The sequence below is a fragment of the Deinococcus sp. LM3 genome (genome assembly GCF_002017875.1).
Taxonomy (GTDB): Bacteria; Deinococcota; Deinococci; order Deinococcales; family Deinococcaceae; genus Deinococcus.
In genome coordinates, this window is the sequence record NZ_MUFV01000005.1 from 22,424 (window position 1) to 39,905 (window position 17,482).

Annotated in this window: 13 protein-coding genes; 9 read left to right on the forward strand and 4 right to left on the reverse strand. The window is 66.6% G+C overall.

Features of this window, described 5'->3' with window-relative positions; genetic code table 11:
- Positions 1-16: 16 nt before the first annotated feature.
- The 6 genes from BXU09_RS18480 to BXU09_RS18505 all read left to right on the forward strand — a co-directional run bounded on the left by BXU09_RS18480 (position 17) and on the right by BXU09_RS18505 (position 7,164).
- Positions 17-898 (forward strand): carbohydrate ABC transporter permease, encoded by an 882-nt coding sequence (locus BXU09_RS18480; RefSeq protein WP_078305793.1) that lies wholly within the window; start codon positions 17-19, stop codon positions 896-898.
- On the forward strand, positions 898-2,265 hold the full coding sequence (locus tag BXU09_RS18485; RefSeq protein WP_078305794.1) for an FAD-dependent oxidoreductase: 1,368 nt from the start codon (positions 898-900) through the stop codon (positions 2,263-2,265). Before BXU09_RS18480 ends, BXU09_RS18485 begins: the two co-directional genes overlap by 1 nt.
- Positions 2,262-3,065, forward strand: coding sequence for an alpha/beta hydrolase (locus tag BXU09_RS18490; protein WP_078305795.1), 804 nt, complete (start codon positions 2,262-2,264; stop codon positions 3,063-3,065). The genes BXU09_RS18485 and BXU09_RS18490 overlap by 4 nt, the downstream gene beginning before the upstream one ends.
- Complete coding sequence (locus tag BXU09_RS18495) at positions 3,050-4,531, forward strand: DUF4127 family protein (RefSeq protein WP_078305796.1); 1,482 nt, start codon at positions 3,050-3,052, stop codon at positions 4,529-4,531. Before BXU09_RS18490 ends, BXU09_RS18495 begins: the two co-directional genes overlap by 16 nt.
- Positions 4,528-5,133 carry an ROK family protein gene (locus BXU09_RS18500; RefSeq protein ID WP_168174676.1) on the forward strand — a complete coding sequence of 202 codons (606 nt, stop codon included), beginning with the start codon at positions 4,528-4,530 and terminating at the stop codon, positions 5,131-5,133. The genes BXU09_RS18495 and BXU09_RS18500 overlap by 4 nt, the downstream gene beginning before the upstream one ends.
- Before the next feature lie 1,443 nt (positions 5,134-6,576).
- Positions 6,577-7,164 carry an SMI1/KNR4 family protein gene (locus tag BXU09_RS18505; RefSeq protein WP_168174677.1) on the forward strand — a complete coding sequence of 196 codons (588 nt, stop codon included), beginning with the start codon at positions 6,577-6,579 and terminating at the stop codon, positions 7,162-7,164.
- Between the two features lie 29 nt (positions 7,165-7,193).
- Here the strand turns inward: BXU09_RS18505 and BXU09_RS18510 are convergent, their stop codons facing one another.
- Complete coding sequence (locus tag BXU09_RS18510) at positions 7,194-7,934, reverse strand: DNA/RNA non-specific endonuclease (RefSeq protein ID WP_078305799.1); 741 nt, start codon at positions 7,932-7,934, stop codon at positions 7,194-7,196.
- 365 nt (positions 7,935-8,299) lie between these two features.
- On the opposite strand from BXU09_RS18510, the gene BXU09_RS18515 reads away from it, so the two are divergent.
- Positions 8,300-10,219, forward strand: a complete 1,920-nt coding sequence (locus tag BXU09_RS18515; protein ID WP_078305800.1) for a hypothetical protein — start codon at positions 8,300-8,302, stop codon at positions 10,217-10,219.
- Complete coding sequence (locus BXU09_RS18520) at positions 10,216-10,680, forward strand: hypothetical protein (protein ID WP_078305801.1); 465 nt, start codon at positions 10,216-10,218, stop codon at positions 10,678-10,680. Before BXU09_RS18515 ends, BXU09_RS18520 begins: the two co-directional genes overlap by 4 nt.
- Positions 10,681-10,738: 58 nt before the next feature.
- Here the strand turns inward: BXU09_RS18520 and BXU09_RS18525 are convergent, their stop codons facing one another.
- The gene (locus BXU09_RS18525; RefSeq protein ID WP_078305802.1) at positions 10,739-11,971 is read right to left on the reverse strand and encodes a DUF790 family protein; all 1,233 of its coding nucleotides are present in this window, start codon (positions 11,969-11,971) and stop codon (positions 10,739-10,741) included.
- Positions 11,958-13,364: a DEAD/DEAH box helicase family protein gene (locus tag BXU09_RS18530; protein ID WP_078305803.1), complete on the reverse strand. Its 1,407-nt coding sequence runs from the start codon at positions 13,362-13,364 to the stop codon at positions 11,958-11,960. The genes BXU09_RS18525 and BXU09_RS18530 overlap by 14 nt, the downstream gene beginning before the upstream one ends.
- 123 nt (positions 13,365-13,487) lie before the next feature.
- On the opposite strand from BXU09_RS18530, the gene BXU09_RS18535 reads away from it, so the two are divergent.
- Positions 13,488-14,357: an HNH endonuclease gene (locus BXU09_RS18535; protein WP_078305804.1), complete on the forward strand. Its 870-nt coding sequence runs from the start codon at positions 13,488-13,490 to the stop codon at positions 14,355-14,357.
- A 251-nt stretch (positions 14,358-14,608) separates the two neighbouring features.
- Here the strand turns inward: BXU09_RS18535 and BXU09_RS18540 are convergent, their stop codons facing one another.
- Positions 14,609-17,458, reverse strand: a complete 2,850-nt coding sequence (locus BXU09_RS18540; protein WP_078305805.1) for a S8 family serine peptidase — start codon at positions 17,456-17,458, stop codon at positions 14,609-14,611.
- Positions 17,459-17,482: the final 24 nt, after the last annotated feature.

Here is a 17,482-nt window from a genome sequence, read left to right on the forward strand (position 1 = left end):
TCCGAGGTTTCCTGACATGACGACCCTGCCCCCCCCTCCCGTGACAGCCCAGCAGCTGCGGGCGCGGCGCCGCGCCCGTGGACTGCTCAGCAAGGTACTCACCTACGCCCTGCTGCTGATGATCGCGGTGGTCACCGTGTACCCCTTCTACTGGACCCTGATCACCTCCTTCGAGACGACCGGCGCGATCTACACCCCCAAATTGCTGCCCAGCGGCTTTACCTGGAGCAACTATCAAGCCGTGTTCGAGAACGCGCCCATGCTGCGCTGGGTTCTGAACAGCGTGATCATCTGCTTTTTCGGGGTGGGAGGCAGCGTGATCCTGGCGACGCTGGCCGCCTACCCGCTGGCGCGGATGCGCTTTCCGGGCCGCGACTTCATCTTCTACGCCATCCTGGCCGTGCTGGTGCTGCCCAACGAGGCCGGCCTGATCGTCAACTACATCACGACGGTCAAGCTGGGGTTGCTCCAGAGCGTGCCCGGCGAGTACGCCGCGATCGTGCTGCCCGGCCTCGCCAGCGTGATCGGCCTGTTTCTGCTGCGGCAGGCCTACCTCTCGATTCCGCAGGAGTTGATCGAGGCGGCGCGCATCGATGGCGCCTCGGAACTCACCATCTGGCGGCGGGTGATGATTCCGCTGGCCCTGCCGACCATCGCGGCCTTCGCGCTGCTCGACTTCGTGGCGACCTGGAACTCGTTCCTGTGGGCCAGGATCATCCTCAACGACCGCGAGCTGTACCCGCTGGCGGCCGGGCTGCTTGAACTCAACGGCCTGTTCAGCACCAATACCCGCGCGGTTGCGGCGGGCACGGTCCTCACCATCATCCCGATCCTGCTGATCTTCCTGTTCGCCCAGCGCTACTTCATGCGCGGCATCGAGGGCGCGGTGAAGGGCTGATGGGGCTGGAGTACAGGGCGTCTGAACGGCGCTGGGACGTGATCGTCGCGGGCGGCGGCACCAGCGGGGCCATCGCGGGCATCGCCAGCGCGCGGGCGGGTGCCAGCACATTGATCGTCGAGGCGTTCGGCTCGCTGGGCGGCACAGGCACGAACGCGCAGGTCACGCCCCTGATGCGGAACGTCTCGGCAGGCGTGAGCCTGAACCAGGGCCTGACCGAGGACCTCAAGGCGCGGCTGATCGCCCGGGGGGACGGGGCAGTGGACACCAGCGGCAACGACAACTGGTTCAATCCCGAGGGCATGAAGCTCGTGCTGGAGCAGATGGCGGTGGAAGCGGGCGCAGAACTGCTCTACCACACCCATGTCGTGGCACCCGTCCTGGACGGAGAGAACGTGCGCGGGCTGGTGGTCCACAACAAGGGCGGGCTGGTCGAGCTTCCGGCCAAGGTGGTCATTGACGCGACCGGGGACGCCGACGTGGCCGTGGCGGCGGGTGCCCCCTTCCAGGCGGGCGGCGAGGACGGCCTGCACCAGGCGATGAGCCTGCGCTTCACCCTGGCGGGCGTGGACCTGGAGCGGCTCTGCGCCTTTCTGGCCGGGCAGGGGCAGCCCCAGGAGAGCCCCCGTTTCCTGCACTTCTGGATGGTCTGGGGGAAGAACTCGTCCCTGGAGCCGCTGTTTCGGCAGGCTGTGGAGGACGGCGTCCTGCTGGAGCGCGACGGCGACTACTTCCAGGGCTTCAGCGTGCCGGGGCGCCCCGGCGAGATCAGCTTCAACTGCCCCCGGCTGGCCGCCGACCTCAACGACGGCGCCGACCCCTGGCAACTGAGCGCGGCGCAGGTGGACGGCAAGGCGGCCACCGAGCGACTGCTGGTCTTCTGCCGCCGTTACCTGCCCGGCTGCGAGGCCAGCTTTCTGGGCAGCTACGCTCCGATGGTGGGCATCCGCGAGACGCGGCGGATCGTCGGGGACTACGTGCTGACGCTGGAGGACATCCTCGACTGCCGCACCTTCAATGACGCCGTGTGCCGCAACCACTACCCGGTGGACATCCACTCGCCGCGCGGAAAAAAGCTCTACCACGAGCGCGAGGGTCAGTCGCCCTACTTCCGTCCGGACGCCTTCCACGAGATTCCCTACCGGGCGCTGATCCCGCTGGGCCTGCGGAACGTGCTGGTGCCCGGCCGCTGCGCCAGCGCCACGTTCGAGGCGCAGAGCGCGATCCGCGTGCAACAGAATTGCCACTCGATGGGTGAGGCGGCGGGGCTGGCGGCGGCCTGGGCGGCGCGTACCTGCGGCGACGTGCGCGGGGTGGATGGGGTGGAGTTGCGCGCCGCCCTGAAAGCACAGGGCGCCAATCTATGAACCGACCGCCCTATGCGACGCCCCTGGTCGGTGAAACGCCTTACGCGGTCGAGCGCCGGGTGCTGGCCGGGATTCCCTGTCTGATCGAGCGCCCGCTGGGACAGGTACTCGGCCTGGCCCTCGTGTACCACGGGGTCACCGCGAGCAAGGAGGGCAACCTCGGCATCTTCACGCCGCTGGTGGGGGCAGGCTGGGCGGTCGTCCTGCCTGACGCGGTGGGGCACGGCGAACGGCGGGAAGCGACGTTGACGGCTGAGGTGCTGGGTCACCGCAACTTTGTGCGCCTGTGCGCCGCCCGGACCGCGCTGGAGGCCCCTGAGCTGATCGGCGCGCTGTACGCCGAGTTCGGTGAGCTCCCCACCGCCGCCATCGGCATCTCGATGGGGGGGTATGTCGCCCACTCCCTCGCGCAGCGCGAGAAACGTGTCGGGCAGGTGGTCGTCATCTCCAGCGGGGGCATCTGGCAGGAGGACGAGGTCACGGCGCCACTGGCCCGCGAATTTATGGAGGCGCATCGCCCGGTGCGGCAGGCCTGCCTGGCGCCTCCCACCCGCCTGCTGCTGCTGCACGGCGAGGCCGATGGAGTCTTTCCCCCGCACGATCTGCAAGCCACCGCCACCGCCTACCGCGCGGCCTACGAGCAGGCTGGTCAGATTGATCTCTTCGCGGCCCGGATTTTCCCGGAAGCGGGGCACTTCACCACGCCCGGTATGCGCGACGCGGCGGTCTCCTGGCTGACCGACCCTGCCACGCCCTCTCCCATTCCTTCAAAGTCCCGGCAACCATGCGAATCCTACTGATCCCTCCCGATGTACGCCCGCAGACTCTCGCCCACCCCGTCCAGCTCGCGCAGATGGCGGGCGCCGAGATCCGGGTACCGCCACCGGCGGCGTTGCCGCGACTGAACGAACCCGGTGATACCGCGCTCCTCGGTTCCTGGCTGCGGCGGGAGGCCCCGCAGGCGGACGCCCTGATCGTGTGCCTGGAAACCCTGACCCTGGGCGGCATGATTCCGGCCCGCCGGGTCTCGGACCCCCTGGAAGACGTGCTGAAGCGGCTGGGGACGCTGGAGGAGGCCCGGCGCCTGAACCCAGGGCTGCGGATCCTGGCTTTCGGAGTGATCGTCCGGGTGGCGCACGACAATGACCCGCTGGAGGAAAAGCCGTATTACGGCGAGTGGGGCCGTGAGCTGCGCGCCTACAGCGCAGCCTTCGACCGCCACGACCGCCACGGCGAAGCCGACCTGCCTGCCCTGGAGGCGGCCATGGCGAGCCTTCCGGCGGAGATCCTGCGCGACTGGGTCAGTACCCGTGAGCGCAACCGCACGCTGCACCTCGCGGCTCTGGACAGCGTGCGCGCGGGCGTGATCGAGCATCTGTGCCTGACGCTGGACGACACCACGCCCTACGGCCTGGCCGCCCACGACCGCCGCCTGCTGGAGGCGCGGGCAGACGAGTTGAACATCTGGCCACAGGTGGACATTTACCCCGGTGCGGACGAGGTGCCGGTCACGCTGCTGACGCGGCTGCTGCGTGACGGTGTGCCGCGCGTGTACGTGCAGTACTCCGGCCCGCTCGGGGCCGCCGCCGGCCTGCTCTACGAGGACCGCCGGGCCGGGGAACTCGTGCAGGCGCACATGCGCGCGTCCGGCTGTGTCCAGGTCGACCACCGTGCGGAGGCCGACTTCATCCTCGCCGTCAACACTCCAGGAGAACGGCAGGCGAATGTGCAGCCGGACTACGCGACGGTGGACACCACGGCCCGACACCTCCCGGCGTTCGTGGACTTCCTGCGTGACGCTCTGGCCCGGGGCGAGCGGGTGAGTCTGGCCGATATCGCCTACCCCAATGGCGCCGAGAGGCGGCTCTGGCGGCTGATGCAGGGTCTGCCTCTGGCGCGGCTGAGTGGCTACGCGGCATGGAACACGGCGGGCAATACCCTGGGCAGCGCCGTCTCGATGGGTGCGTTGCCCGTGCGTGACGAGCGTGCCCGCATCGAGGCACTCTATTCCCGGCTGGTCGACGACGCGCTGTACCAGGCTGAGGTCCGCGCCCAGGTTCGCGCCGGGTTGACCGACCCCAGCCCCTTTGATCTGGGCGAGCAACTTCCGCTTGCCAACGAGCGGATGGCCGAGCTGATGGGGCCACCCATGCAGGTGTTGTGGGACCGCGAGTTCTCGGGACTCGGCTACCGCCTGCGGCCCGGTCCTCCCCATCTGGCCTGGCCCCGACTGTTTACCGGCGTCTTTCCACTGGAAGTAGAGTGAGCACCACGCCCTTAGAGACAGGACGACCCGGTCTGGCGGTAGATATCGGCGGCACTACCACGCGCGTGGCCCGGTTGCGAGGAGAGCGCCTGGTTGACCGACGCGAAATGCCCACCGATGCCCACAGTGGGCCGGACGACCTGCTGCGGCGCCTGCTCGCGCTGATGACTGATCTCGGCCTGCCAGAGTCCGGGGAGGCCCTCGGGGTGGCCTGTACGGGCCGCGTGCATTCGGGGCGTGTCACGGCGGTCAACCAGGCGACCATGCCCGGCTGGACGGACCTGCCGCTGCAAGACCGACTGGAGCAGGCCCTGCACATTCCCGTTCATGTGCTCAACGACGCGAAGGCCGCGGCTCTGGCCGAGTGGAACGCCCGGCCGGAGGACCAGAACGGAAACTTCATGTTCGTCACGGTCTCCACCGGCATCGGCAGTGGCCTCGTGCTGGGGGGGCGACTGCACGAGGCGCCAGGCGGACAGGATGTAGGACTGGGCTTCACCGCGGGGCCGGACGGCGAGCCGCTTGGAATACGGGGCGTCGGGCACGGCGCTGCGGCGGGTAGCCCACGCAGGTGGCTACCCGAACGCCGCCGCGCTGTTTGACGCGGCCGAAAGCGGCTCGGGTGCGGCGCAGCGCCTGCTGGAGCCGGCACTTTCGACCCTGGCTGAACGAATCCGGGACGCTCACTGCCTGCTGGGGCTGAACGTGGTCCGCCTGGGCGGCAGCGTCGGTCTGCGCGAATACACGCGTGCGTTTCTGCAATCGGCACTGCAAAGCTCCTCAGCTCCGGCCATCCAGGCAGCGGTCTACGGACCCGACGCAGGCCTGCTCGGGGCCGCGCTATACACGCAGGACCGGTTTCGCTGAGGCGGCCTAGCGACCCCCGATCTTTTCATCCACAGCATCGGCAGAGCCGGTCTGCACGCTCCTGATCTCCCCATGCGGCCAGAGAACGCAAGAGTTTCCACGTCGCTATGGATGTCGTGTCATACGGATTCCGTTTGTTTCGCCAACAATCCGGAACTTCACCGGATTGCCGGCTCCACGTCCGGAACCCGTTTCTCTCCTTCTCGCATCCGCTCGGATTGAACGGGCTTTGCAGCCCATTCAATCGGAGTCCGTATCACGCGGCCTCAAGCAGGTTGCGTTCTGTTTCAACCCGGTCAGAACGTACTGTTCCGGATTCTGAGCTGCCTGATGTTGTGCACCTCGCCACGTCATTCCCGGCACTTCCCGCCGCACCCGTAACTTCAGACTGTGATGTGAGCAGCGTTGAGTGGGGGGTCGGTTCAGTGTGATTTGCCGACGCGAACGCGCACTTGATGAAGCAGTGGAGTCGGTAGGCGGGAACTGTGTCCAGGACAGGCATACCCGTGCGGCCTGGGGCCGGGCGAATTTCAGATCTGCCGGTGACACTTTACGGGGTTTTTCCGAAAAACGACGTGCTGCACAGAGAATGACCGGGCCGCCTGATGATTGATCATCTTTTTTCTTTGAAACAAGAGTTTCCACGCCTGTTGGAGTCGTGTGCCACACGACGTCATGGGGGCGCGGAGAAGGAGAAACGTCGGTCAGCACGCCATTTTCTCCGTTGCGTCTTGGAGAGAATTTTTAGCCGTGACAAGCCCTTCTCAGCCTGAACAGCCTGGAGACAAGCATCGGGCGGTCGAACAACGAGAAGGCGAGAGACGCCGGATGTCGTGTGGCGCGGGGCGAAGGGAATAGGTCCGCGCAGAATGCTGTGCTGACCGATAAAAATCCGTGTAGGGCCGTGATCGGCAGCGTTCTGGAGGGTATCGCGTGCCGCCTGGAAACTCTTGTTTGAAAAGAAAATCATTCAATGGACCACTTGCGAAAGTCCCGCTGACTTCGGAACCCGCGCCGGAGTTGCTCGTTGCAGATAACGACAACGGAGAGGCCAAGCGACCTGAACACCCACTTTCGCAGCAGGTCTATTGAGGGACGTGGCCGACCGTTGCGACAGGAGCTGCACGGGCGCGACTCGCCTGACATTCCCTGGCTGATCGGCCCGTAGGCTGGGCGGCGTGAGTCTCTCCGCGTTCGTTCAGGCACTCGACCAGTGCCTCCCCGTCCTCCGCGCGTCCCTGCGGGGACCGGCCGCCCCCGGCGACCTTCAGGCACTCCCACCCATCCTGGGCACGCCCCTGCCGCCTGGCGTGCAGGACCTGTACGGCACCGTCGACGGCCAGGACCCGCAGCGGCCCGGCGTGCTGTTCGGCCTGACGTGGCTGCCCGCCCGGAAGGCCGCGCAGGAGCACGCCACCTGGATGGAACTCGCCGCGGACGACACCAGCCTGCTGAGCGAACCGGCCGGGGCGATCCGGGCCGTCACGTTCCACCCGGCGTGGCTCCCGCTCGCCACGGACGGCAGCGGGAACGGCCTGGCCACCGACCTCGCGCCGGGCGAGACCGGCGCAGCCGGGCAGGTCATCACGTACGGCCCGGACGAGACCACGCGCCGGGTGGTCTCACCGGACGTGCAGGCGTTCTTCGGCTGGGCCGCGCAGGCCGTGACGCAGGGCGACCTGCGCCTGGATGGGGACGCCGTCACCTACCGGGGGCAGGGATCGTTCCTGGACGCCCTGGGGACCCTGCCGCTGCCCCTGCAGTGACAGGGGGGTCCGGCGGGCTCCCCCGCGCCTTACACGCAGCCTTTGCTGATCAGCCAGCTCACGATCTGCTGGCGGTACGCCGTGCCGTTCGCTCCGCCGTAAGGGGCGTTGTCGAAGGTGCGGGTCATCACCTCGCCGTTCAGCTTGAGTTCGATCGTCCAGCTGCCCGGCGTGTTCGTGCCTGTGTTCGGGTAGGTGACGCGGGCGAGGTACGTGAGGCTGCTCTTCGTCAGGGGGCTGCATTTCGCCGTCTGGTTCTCGATCTGCGCGTAGTTCCCCCGGTTGAAGTTCTGTTCCTGCGGGGCCATGTTGGCCCGGCGGCCCCACCCGCCGAGCTGGCTGCCCACGAGGTGCCCGCCGTCGTACCCGTCCAGGTTGTCGAGGTTCCCCACCGTGCCCTGGCAGGTGGTGTCGCGCGCGGCGGCCGTGATGGGCGGCAGGTACCGGTACGCGCTGCGGGGACGCCCGGAACTGTCGATGTAGTAGTACCCGCCGCCGATGGCGTGCCAGGTGTTCAGGTCACTGCCACTGAAGCGCACCGGGCAGCCGTCGGCGAGCTGCGCCTGCAGCTCGCTGTGGGAGCGGAAGCCCATGCCGTACTGCGCGAAGAACGCCTGGGCCTGGTCGTGCGTCAGGTCGCGGGTGGCTTCGCTCAGGGCGACCTCCCCGCCGACCGCCTGGATCAGGGCGTCGTAGGGATCAGCGGCCGGTGTGGGAGCGGCGGTGCAGGCGACCAGCAGGGCCGGGATCAGCAGCAGGGCATATTTCATGACGGTTCTCAGATAATCACCTGAATGTGATCATGGTGTCAATTCATGCGTGCAGCGGCGGGGCCGACACTGCATTGAGGCGCTCACCGCGGCTGGTGCCACGTCGGACGCAAGCAACCACGGCGCCAGGGGGGCCGGGCGTCCCTCCGCAGCGGCGCCCCGCCTGGGATGCCCGCGCAGTTGGCCGTCCGGTCATTTTCGTCACCCGCGTCCTTACCCACGCTGTACCCTGCCTGTAAGGAGACGCCATGCAACAAGCGCTCAGGCCCCGTCCTACAGCCTCCACACGAACTCCACCGACCCCCGCCCCCCCTGGTGCGGGTAGAACGCCGGGTACCACGCTGCCGCCTGTCGTACTCGCCGAGGTGCAGCGGGCGGCCCTCAAGGTCAAAAGCCTCGCCGGGAAACCCGCGGAGGTCGCCGCTTACCTGAACACGTGGATCCAGGCGAACACCAGACGACTCATCCGTGACCGCACCGTCAAATCCAATCTCGGCGAAGTCGGCGACGCCATCCCCGACTGGGCCGACCAGCTCAGCAACTCAGTGGCGAAAGGACTGCTGGGTCCGGGCGCCGCGCAGGACCTGACCCTGGGCACCACCAGACAGATGTCCCGCACCCACCACGGCCTGGAGTTCGTGACCATCGGCAATCTCAGCGGGGCGTACCAGGCGCAGGACACCATCGGCTCCGCCACGACCCACGAAGTCGCGGTTCTCAGAGGCATTCTGGCCGCCATCCCCGTGCGTGAACGCGCCGCCGTCGCTGCGGCCTACGCCAAACTCAACGGCGGCAAGACCCTCAGCGCCACCCTGGGCGAACGCATCCGGGATCCCAACCTCCGCGCGCCCCTCATGGCCCTGATCCCGCCCCCGGTGAGCGACGCCACCCTGACCCACGACGCCTTCCTTGAGCAACTGGCCGTCGGTCTCGTGTACAGCAATCAACCGGCCGATGAGATGAACGCCGATACGCTGGACGAGCGCCGGCACAGCAACCCCGCCGCCCTCCTCACGCACTTCGGTTTCAAGGCCGGTCCCCTCGTCCGGGGCCGCTGGGGCTTCCAGATGCGTGTGTTCCTGCCCATCCCGGGCAAAGCGAAATGGCCGCACCCGATCGTGGCGTTCCGCGGCACCGAAGGCGTGCAGCTGGATGTCAAGGGCGACGCCGCGGCGAAGAAAGCCGCCGCCGCGAAAGACAAGACCGACCAGATCGTCCGCGACGCCCGCTCCCTGGCCGTCGAGGGATCCGTCGACACGGTGATCGGGGACGCCAGTCCCACACAGATCGGGTGGCTCCAGGTCCAACCCAACCTGAAGCTCATCGATGCGAACCTCAGTCGCCTCACCGGCAAGGCAGTTTCCACCGGGCACAGTCTGGGAGGAGGAATTGCTCAGCTCGTGACCGCGCTGCGGCCGGCCCACTTCTCGTCGGTGGTGACGTTTCAGGCCCCCGGCATCGACGCCGCCGAGGTGCAGAAGGTGCGGCAGTACAACGCCGGCGCTGGACAGGGGGCGCCCATCACGGCCCGTCATTACCGCGTGGACGGCGACATCGTCCCCACCGCCGGGGAGCAGGCACTGGACGGGCAGATCTACTACTTCGACCGCTCCAGCCGCCCCGCCGGCAGCCGGGTCCCCTTCCAGTCCAGCGTTGCCGAGAACGTCCAGGCCGGTCACGTCACGCCGATGCTCAGCACGTACATCCGGGGATCGAAGCCCGTTCACCCAGACCTGCAGGTCCTTGCCACGCAGGGCCTCAGGGACGAAGCGACCCTGCAACCCGGCAAGGACAAGCGGGACGTACAGACGACGTTCTCCGGGTCTTACTCGGCGGCACGGGATCCACGGATCAATACGGAAGCGAACCGGAAACTCGCCACCGGTAAGCTGCATCTCATGCCGGGCGAAGACCCCTTTGAGGCGGTCATCTACGCGAACATCGCGTATAACACGCTCCTCTCCCACATCGAAGCCGTCGCCGGCGATCGGAACGTCAAGACGTACGAGGCCTTCAAGCAACGGTGCGCGGCCATCCTGAACAGTACTGGTCCGTTGCCGCTCGATCCAGACGACGTCAGTCTGGCCAGCCTGCTGAAACTCGACCATTACGAAGACGATTACGATTCGACGCCGATGCCCACGCCATACGGAATGCCCGTGTACCAGAAGAAGGCCATGCCGATCGTGACCTACCTGGAGAGCGGCGTGAAGATTCCGCAGCGGGTGGCGGATCAGGTACGGGTACAGCTGCGAGAGATCTGGACTGCCTGGAGGGGCCAGTGAAGCGCGTCATGCTGGCCGGCACCTTCTGCCTCCTCGTGGCCGCCTGCCGACCGGCACCGACCACGGACGTCCACACCAAAGGAGCGGCCATGAGCCCCGATCAAGTCAACCAGACCATCCTCACGCGCCTGCAGGCCCCGGACTTCAAGGAAGTGGACGGCGGCAAGATCTACGGCCTGCAGGGTGGACACTCCCGGCTCTTCGTGACGGCCCTGCCCCGAGACGAGGTCGTCGAGCTCCTCTCCAGCCTGCTGGACGGTCAGGTGACGTCGCAGCCATGGGCGGAGGATTACGGGCAGGTGCACGGCTCGTTCGCGGTGAAGAGCGATCCCAGGTGGGTGCTGGGGTTGGCCGCGAGTGAGATCGCCCCGAAAAAAGAGGACTATGCCGTGTTCCCGGACCTCTTGAAGCAGTACACGACCGAAGTGCTGTACGCCGCGCCCACCATCGACGAACCCTGAAGCTCCGGTGCAACCGAGGGCGGGGCCTGGCACGCGACTGATGTGACCGGGCCCTTCTTCAGGGCCGCGTGACGGCGTACTTCTCCGCCAGTGCCAGCACGTCTTTGGGGTTCAGCACGCCCTTGAACCAGATCAGCCGCTCCCCGAAATCGCCCGGGTCCACGCCCGCCCGCTCCAGGTTCAGGCGCTCCGAGACGCACACGATCACGTCCGTCCGCCCCGCTTTGCGCAGCAGGTCGAACTTCTTACGCAGGTACTCCGGCCGCCAGTAGCCCACGATCTCCACCAGCACACTCCGGTCGCCGTTGACGAGGCGGAAGTCCGGGAGAATCACGCCCCCCGGCACCGGCACCAGGTCCACCTCGCGTTCGAGGGTCCAGGGCGTGTCGAGTTTCGCGAAGCGCTCCGAGAAGCCACCCTCCAGCGCGCTGTCGTACTCCGGGGGAGGCGCGTAGTGACTCACGTACCCGTCCTCGCTCGTCACCTGGAACGACCACTCCGTGTCCCCCGGATCCACCCACGCGAGATCCTTCCTGGGCTTCAAGGTCGCGCTCAGGTCCCATTTCGTCACGTGCAGCAGCGCCGGCAGCAACTTCGCCATGCCCAGCCCATACCGGGTCGTGGGTGAGAACAGGCTCGCCGGGCCATCCAGCGTCAGGGAGAACCCGTACGACGCGTCCCCCTCCACCGTCGCCATCAGCCCGAAGAACTTCAGGTACTTCAGGAGCTGCCTGTAGCGCGCCGGTTCGTTCCGGCGCGCGGTGATCACCAGCTCCGTCGCCCGGTACAGCTGACCCTGCGCCTGCGCCAGGTCGTAGCGGTGAATGAGTTCCAGCGACGCGGGCGGCTCGAACGCCACCAGCGTCTGCTGATCCGGCAGGTCCGCGTACAGCGAGGCCTGCAGGGCCTCGCCGGACACCTCCCCCTCCGTGCTCAGGGACCGCGCCGCCTGCTCCAGGACCGCCGCCGCATGGCGCCGGCTCGGCACGACCTCCTGCGCGAGCGTGAACACCCGCTCCCGCGCCAGGACCGGGTCCACGCCGCTCCCCGCCTCGAACGTCCCCATGTTGGAGAGCAGGTGCGCCAGGCCACGCAGCACCTTGAAATCCTGCCGGCCGGTCTCCAGCGTGCGGAGGTCCTCGTCCAGTTCGAAGCGGCGCTTCCCGACGTTCGCCTCGAAGGTCGCGATCAGCGTCCCGGCCAGCGTGAGGTTCAGGGTAGTGGGCTTCAGGCGGCGGGGCTCCACGAGCCCCGCCTTCACCCGGAACAGCAGCAGGTCATTCGGGAGCATTCAGGTCCTCGAAGCTGGCTGGTCGTCCCTGACCCTGGCCGGGTTGCCACTGCCCGCGGCGCTGCTGACTGACGCGCTCCTCGCTCGTCCCTTCCGTGATCACCTCGTACAGCACCGCCACCTTCCCCTCCGCCCGGCGCAGGATCCGCCCCAGCCGCTGAATGTGCTCCCGTTCCGTCGCGGTCCCTGACAGCACCACCGCCACGCTCGCCTCGGGGACATCTACGCCCTCGTTCAGCACCCGACTCGCCACCAGGATCCGGTACTCGCCACCGCGGAACCGCTCCAGCAGGGCGTGGCGCTCCTTGATGGGGGTCTTGTGCGTGATCGCCGGGATCAGGAACTCCCGGCTGACGCGGTACACGGTGGCGTTGTCATCCGTGAAGATCAGCGTCCGGTCCCGCGGGTGGTTCGCGAGGATCTCCTCGAGCACCCGCAGTTTCCCCTCGGTGCCGTACGCCATGGATTTCGCTTCCCGGTGGGCCAACATGGCCCGCCGCCCGTGCGGCGTGCCACTCGCCAGGATGAACTTCTTCCAGCCGTCCAGCGACACCAGCCGGATGCCGTTCAGCCGCAGGAAGTCGTTGCGCAGCGCGATCAACTCCGCGTACTTCTGTTGTTCGTTCGGACTGAGCCGCACGCGGATCACGACCTCGCGGTACGCGGCGAGCGTGTCCCCCGCGAGGTCGCCCGGGGCGACCTCGTACACCACCGGCCCGACCAGCCGGTCGAGATCCCGCTCCCGCCCGTCACTGCGTTTCGGCGTGGCCGTCAACCCCAGGCGGTACGGGGCGAGACCCATCTCCGCGATCACCCGCGTGAAATCACTGGGCAGGTGGTGCGCCTCGTCGAAGATCTGCAGGGCGTACCGCCCCGCCAGGGACTCCGCGTGAATCGCGGCGGAATCGTAGGTACTCACCAGCAGCGGCGCCTCGTCGTGACTGCCGCCGCCCAGCAGGCCGACCGGGGTGTCCGGGAACGCCGCGAGCAGGCCCGCGTACCACTGGTGCAGCAGGTCCAGGGTGGGCACGCAGATCAGGGCGCTGCGGGGCGTGTCCCGCAGCGCCAGCTGCGCGACCAGGGTCTTCCCGGCGCCGGTGGGGAGGACGACCACGCCGCGGCGACCGGCGCGTTTCCAGGCGTTCAGGGCGCGCGTCTGATGCGCGTACGGCGTGACCTCCCGCGCGAAGCCCAGGACCAGCGGCTCGAACGCCGCGGCACTGTCCTTGAAGGGAACCCCGGCGGCGCGCATGGTTTCGACCACGTCGCGGTAGGCGTGCCCGGGGGCCCGCCAGGACTGACTGCGGTCATCCCAGGTGAAGTGGTCACGGACGGACGCGGGTGCGTCCGTCATGACGAGCGTGCCCCGGTCGAGGCGCAGGGTGGGCGGCATCCCGCGCATCCTAGCGGGCCAGAAGGGGGCCCTTGGTGCGTGGACGCTCAATGCCCAATGCCGGCAGGTGCGGTCCCCCGTGCGCTGCTCCCCGGGTAACCTGGCCGCAGAGGAGCGACCCCCATGCATTACGTGATCCTGGTCTCCCAGGCCGGTCAGCAGACGTACGACGACAGCGAACGCCACTACACCTACCCCGCCCGCTACAACGCCGCCCTGGCCCCTCTGATGGCGGGGGAGCCGACCGTGGTGATCCTGTACGAGTCCCGCCGCGCCGGGAGTGGCCGGGGCCTGCAGGCGTACATCGGGTGGACGGTCGTCACGCGCCCGCCGGAACCGGCGGGCCAGGGCCTGTGGGTGCTCACGTACGACAGTCCCGTCGTGCCGCTGCCCCGCCCCGTGAAGCAGGAGGAGGGCGGCGTGGTGATGGAGGCGTGGCTGGGCGCGTTCCCGCTCCGGGAACGCGGCGTCCGTCAGAACGGTCTCTCCATCCGGCCGGTCACGGAAGCGGATGCCGCGCGGATCTTCGCGGCCGCCGGACTGCTGGGCCTGACCCCGAGCGCCGCGTGGACCACCTCGGACGGGGAGGACGCGGAGCGCCGCCGGGTGCTGGTGGAGCGGGCGGTGCGGGACCGGTCGTTCCGGGCGCAGGTACTGGCCGCGTACCGCTGGCGGTGCGCCGTGACGGGCTGGCAGGCCCCGGTGGACCTGAGCGGGGCGCTACTGGACGCCGCGCACCTGCGGAGCGTGGCGTCGGGTGGATCGGATCACGTGCACAACGGGGTGGCGCTCACGCCGACCGTGCACCGCCTGCTGGACAGCGGGTTGATCCGCGTGACGTTCGAGGAGGGACAGTGGCGCACGCGACACGGGCCGGAGTTCGGGCGACTGGACCTGACCGGCAGTGGGGGAAGTCGGCTGGTGATCGAGGACCGCGCGCCGCTGTGGCTGCCCCCGGACCCCCGGCTGCAACCCCGGCCACTGCTGGGCTGAACCAGTGGGACCAAGGGTTCAGGGTGGCAGTACGACCCTGAGACTGCTGGTCAGGTCATACGGACTCCGTCTCTTTCGCTGATAACCCGGAGAGACGTTTCTCTCCCACTCGCTTCGCTCGGATTGAAGGGTCTTTGCAACCCTTTCAATCCGAGTCCATCAGATCCTCTACTCAAAAGTGTTCAAGCTTTGGGGTCAGGCTACCGGGGACGCTTTCTCATGATTTCTGTCAGGTGGTCAAGTGAAGAGTATCAACTTTTTCCATCCTTACGAGGCGGGTTCGCCTTCATCGGTCTGGTTGAGTGCGCTTTAACAACGTTGGCGGCAGGAACAGGTACTGGCAACGCAGGTCCGGTCACCCCTGGATACGGCTTCAATACTGCCGACATGATTTGATCAAGTTGGACCAGTAGGGCTCGCAGTCTCGCAGCACTGCGCGGCTGATTTCCTTGGCATATGAGTGCAGCTGCCAGTCCACTGATCTGGGGGGCCGCCATACTGGTGCCGTCCATGGCCGCTACCCCTTGTCCAAGCGGTGGATTCGTACCGAGAGGAGCAGCCATGCATGATAGGACGGCCACACCCGGGGCGAGGTAGCGCACCTCCGGACCGTAATTACTGAAGCTTGCGCGGTAGACTCCGTGAGCCTGGACAACTGGAGGCTCAGCGCCAGCATGGAGCGAGCTCGCGGGGTATGTGCCTCTCACTCCAAGCGCACCGACAGCTACCGTTTCAGGTAGTTTCGCCGGATAGTTCACAACTGGCAGACCGTCGTTACCGGACGCCGCCACCACCAACGTGCCCATAGCTGCGGCTTCTACACAGGCTTCTTGGATTACGTTCGAGGATTGACTTGAACCCAACGACAGGTTGATCACATCGCAGCCTTGACTCACCGCCCAGCGAATTGCACGGGCGATGTCATAGCTTGAGGCGCCACCTGCCTGTCCGCCGGGCAGAGCATCAAAGACCCGAGCAGCGTACAGTTCAGCCTGTGGTGCATGTCCGAGCACTTGATTCATGGCTGCAATCACGCCCGCCACGTGTGTGCCGTGCCCGTCAACGTCCAAAGCCGAGCTCTCCGAGTCACTCTTACCATTCAGAAACCAACGGGCCTGCGTAACATTCAGGGCGTTGTGAGACACGCCTGTATCCACCACGGCCACTTTCACGCCACTTCCGTCACATAAATTCACTCCGCTGCGGATCCAATCGGTGCTCCAGTCGCGTCCACTTCCTCCAGGGAGGTTCAGGGGTTGCAGTTGCACTGCGACAGGTAAGGCGGGTAATTTCTGGGCATAGAACCCACTGCGGGGTAGGATGTAGACCGGTCCTAAAGTTGTGCCGACTGGTACATTGAATGTTGCCACACCCTGTGCATCAGTCAAACTCGTGAAGGCTGTACCGCCTGGCGTGAATGCCACCACCTTCACGCCAGCGATGGCAATTGACTGGTTATCCGTGACCGTGAGCATCACCGCGTTCAGCGCTTGGCCATATGGAACGTTCTGTACCTTGAATTTCGGTACCAGCGGTGAGCGAGACAGGAAGTGAGGGATATCCTCTTCTAGGTCGACGCTGCTGAATTGGGTGCGCAGTTCACTTGCCTCGGCCTCGGTCAGGCTCAGCAAAGCTGCCTGCTGTCCCACATGCATCAGCCGGTTCTCACGACTGGTCTGCGCAACTAGATCTGTGAAACCCGGGCCGGGCAGACCACCCATCAACGCGAAGTCACGATTGACTGCCACATACCGTTTCTTGGCTGCAACCATCCCGTCATCCAGCTGGGCGCGATCCATTTGCTCCCCATCGGGAGTGAGCACTGCCGGATTCTGCACCTGCACCTGGGCGAGATCCATTTGCTCCCCATTGGTAGGGAGCACCGCCGGATTCGGTACCTGCACCTGTGCAATCAGCCAGTTATGGTCAGAGTCCAGTGAGCCATGAGTCCAATCGCCACCATTGTGCCAGACAGTGCGTCCAGTGCTCTGTGCGAAGTAGCCCTGCACGAGAGGATGCGACGCCGGGTGTGGCAGGTGGTGCCGCCGCAGTCCCACAAGTGGCGTGTCAGCTTCCGCCTCGCAGACGCCGGACACGAAGTACAGCACCGAGTGGGGGTACAGCCAGCCGAGTGCAGCACGGATAGGCTCCGGCACGTCCGGAGCGTGTAGCAACGTGTCGCGCTGCTCCAGAGCGTCATCCAGTCCTAGGAGCCGCACCTCACCGAGACGTTCGGCGTGTCTGTTCAGCATTCGCGCCACGCGGTCATGGGTGCTGGCCGGCGCGATCAGCGCGACATCGAAGGTGATGTTCAGTTCCATGCGGGCTGCAAGTTCAATCAGCTCAATCACGTGTTCACTGCCGGCACTGTGGCCCACCAGCAGGGGCCGCGCCGCGCCGTCGTTCAGGCGTGTGAGCAGCTGCCCGTATGGCCCCTCTTCTTGTGCAGCGTCAGCCGCTTCGTTCTTCATGATCGTCCATGTAGCCGCGCACAGGTCACCCACGCCGAAAACGCGTAGGGCCTCTTCGACCAATGTGGCATGCAGACCGTGGCCACGTCCGCTGCGCAGCCGCTTTAGCGTGGCACCTGCCACTTTAATCGCCTGTGTGACCAACCCCGCCCACCAAACGGCTGGCCAGACAGTCGGCACCACTAATGCTGTCAGCACTTCTGAGTCGGTATGCAGGACCGCCAACTCAGAGTCCTGTGCGATGAGGGCTGCCAGCACGGCGTACTCCTCATCGTCGATGGCAGGTCCTCCGAGCGCAACGAGGCCGGGCTCGGTCACTAGATGTTCGTACTTCGCAAGAGGTGGAGATGCCGACAGTTGCGCTTCGACCTCTTCAAGCGGCACCAGCGCTGCCTCACCAAAAGGTGCACCGGCCAATGCAAACGGGCCACCCAACCGGGACACCACGAATTGAGCTAGGCGGGCCAGTAATCGCCGGAACGCTGGGTCCTGACCGAAGTCAGCCACATTGTTGACCAGCACCGTTTTCAAATCCGAGCCCCAGCCAAAGAAGATCGGGAAGCCACCCGCATCTCGGTACACTGGTGCCAGACTTAGCGCCATGGTCTGCGCGGCTTCGTACGACACCATCCCCCGTGAAAATGCACCACTGGC

Excerpts from the sequence above, each read along its gene's own strand:
- BXU09_RS18480 (WP_078305793.1), top strand. The coding sequence starts at position 17 with ATGACGACCCTGCCCCCCCCTCCCGTGACAGCCCAGCAGCTGCGGGCG.
- BXU09_RS18485 (WP_078305794.1), top strand. The coding sequence starts at position 898 with ATGGGGCTGGAGTACAGGGCGTCTGAACGGCGCTGGGACGTGATCGTC.
- BXU09_RS18490 (WP_078305795.1), top strand. The coding sequence starts at position 2,262 with ATGAACCGACCGCCCTATGCGACGCCCCTGGTCGGTGAAACGCCTTAC.
- BXU09_RS18495 (WP_078305796.1), top strand. The coding sequence starts at position 3,050 with ATGCGAATCCTACTGATCCCTCCCGATGTACGCCCGCAGACTCTCGCC.
- BXU09_RS18510 (WP_078305799.1), bottom strand. The coding sequence starts at position 7,934 with ATGAAATATGCCCTGCTGCTGATCCCGGCCCTGCTGGTCGCCTGCACC.
- BXU09_RS18525 (WP_078305802.1), bottom strand. The coding sequence starts at position 11,971 with ATGCTCCCGAATGACCTGCTGCTGTTCCGGGTGAAGGCGGGGCTCGTG.
- BXU09_RS18530 (WP_078305803.1), bottom strand. The coding sequence starts at position 13,364 with ATGCCGCCCACCCTGCGCCTCGACCGGGGCACGCTCGTCATGACGGAC.
- BXU09_RS18535 (WP_078305804.1), top strand. The coding sequence starts at position 13,488 with ATGCATTACGTGATCCTGGTCTCCCAGGCCGGTCAGCAGACGTACGAC.
- BXU09_RS18540 (WP_078305805.1), bottom strand. The coding sequence starts at position 17,458 with ATGGTGTCGTACGAAGCCGCGCAGACCATGGCGCTAAGTCTGGCACCA.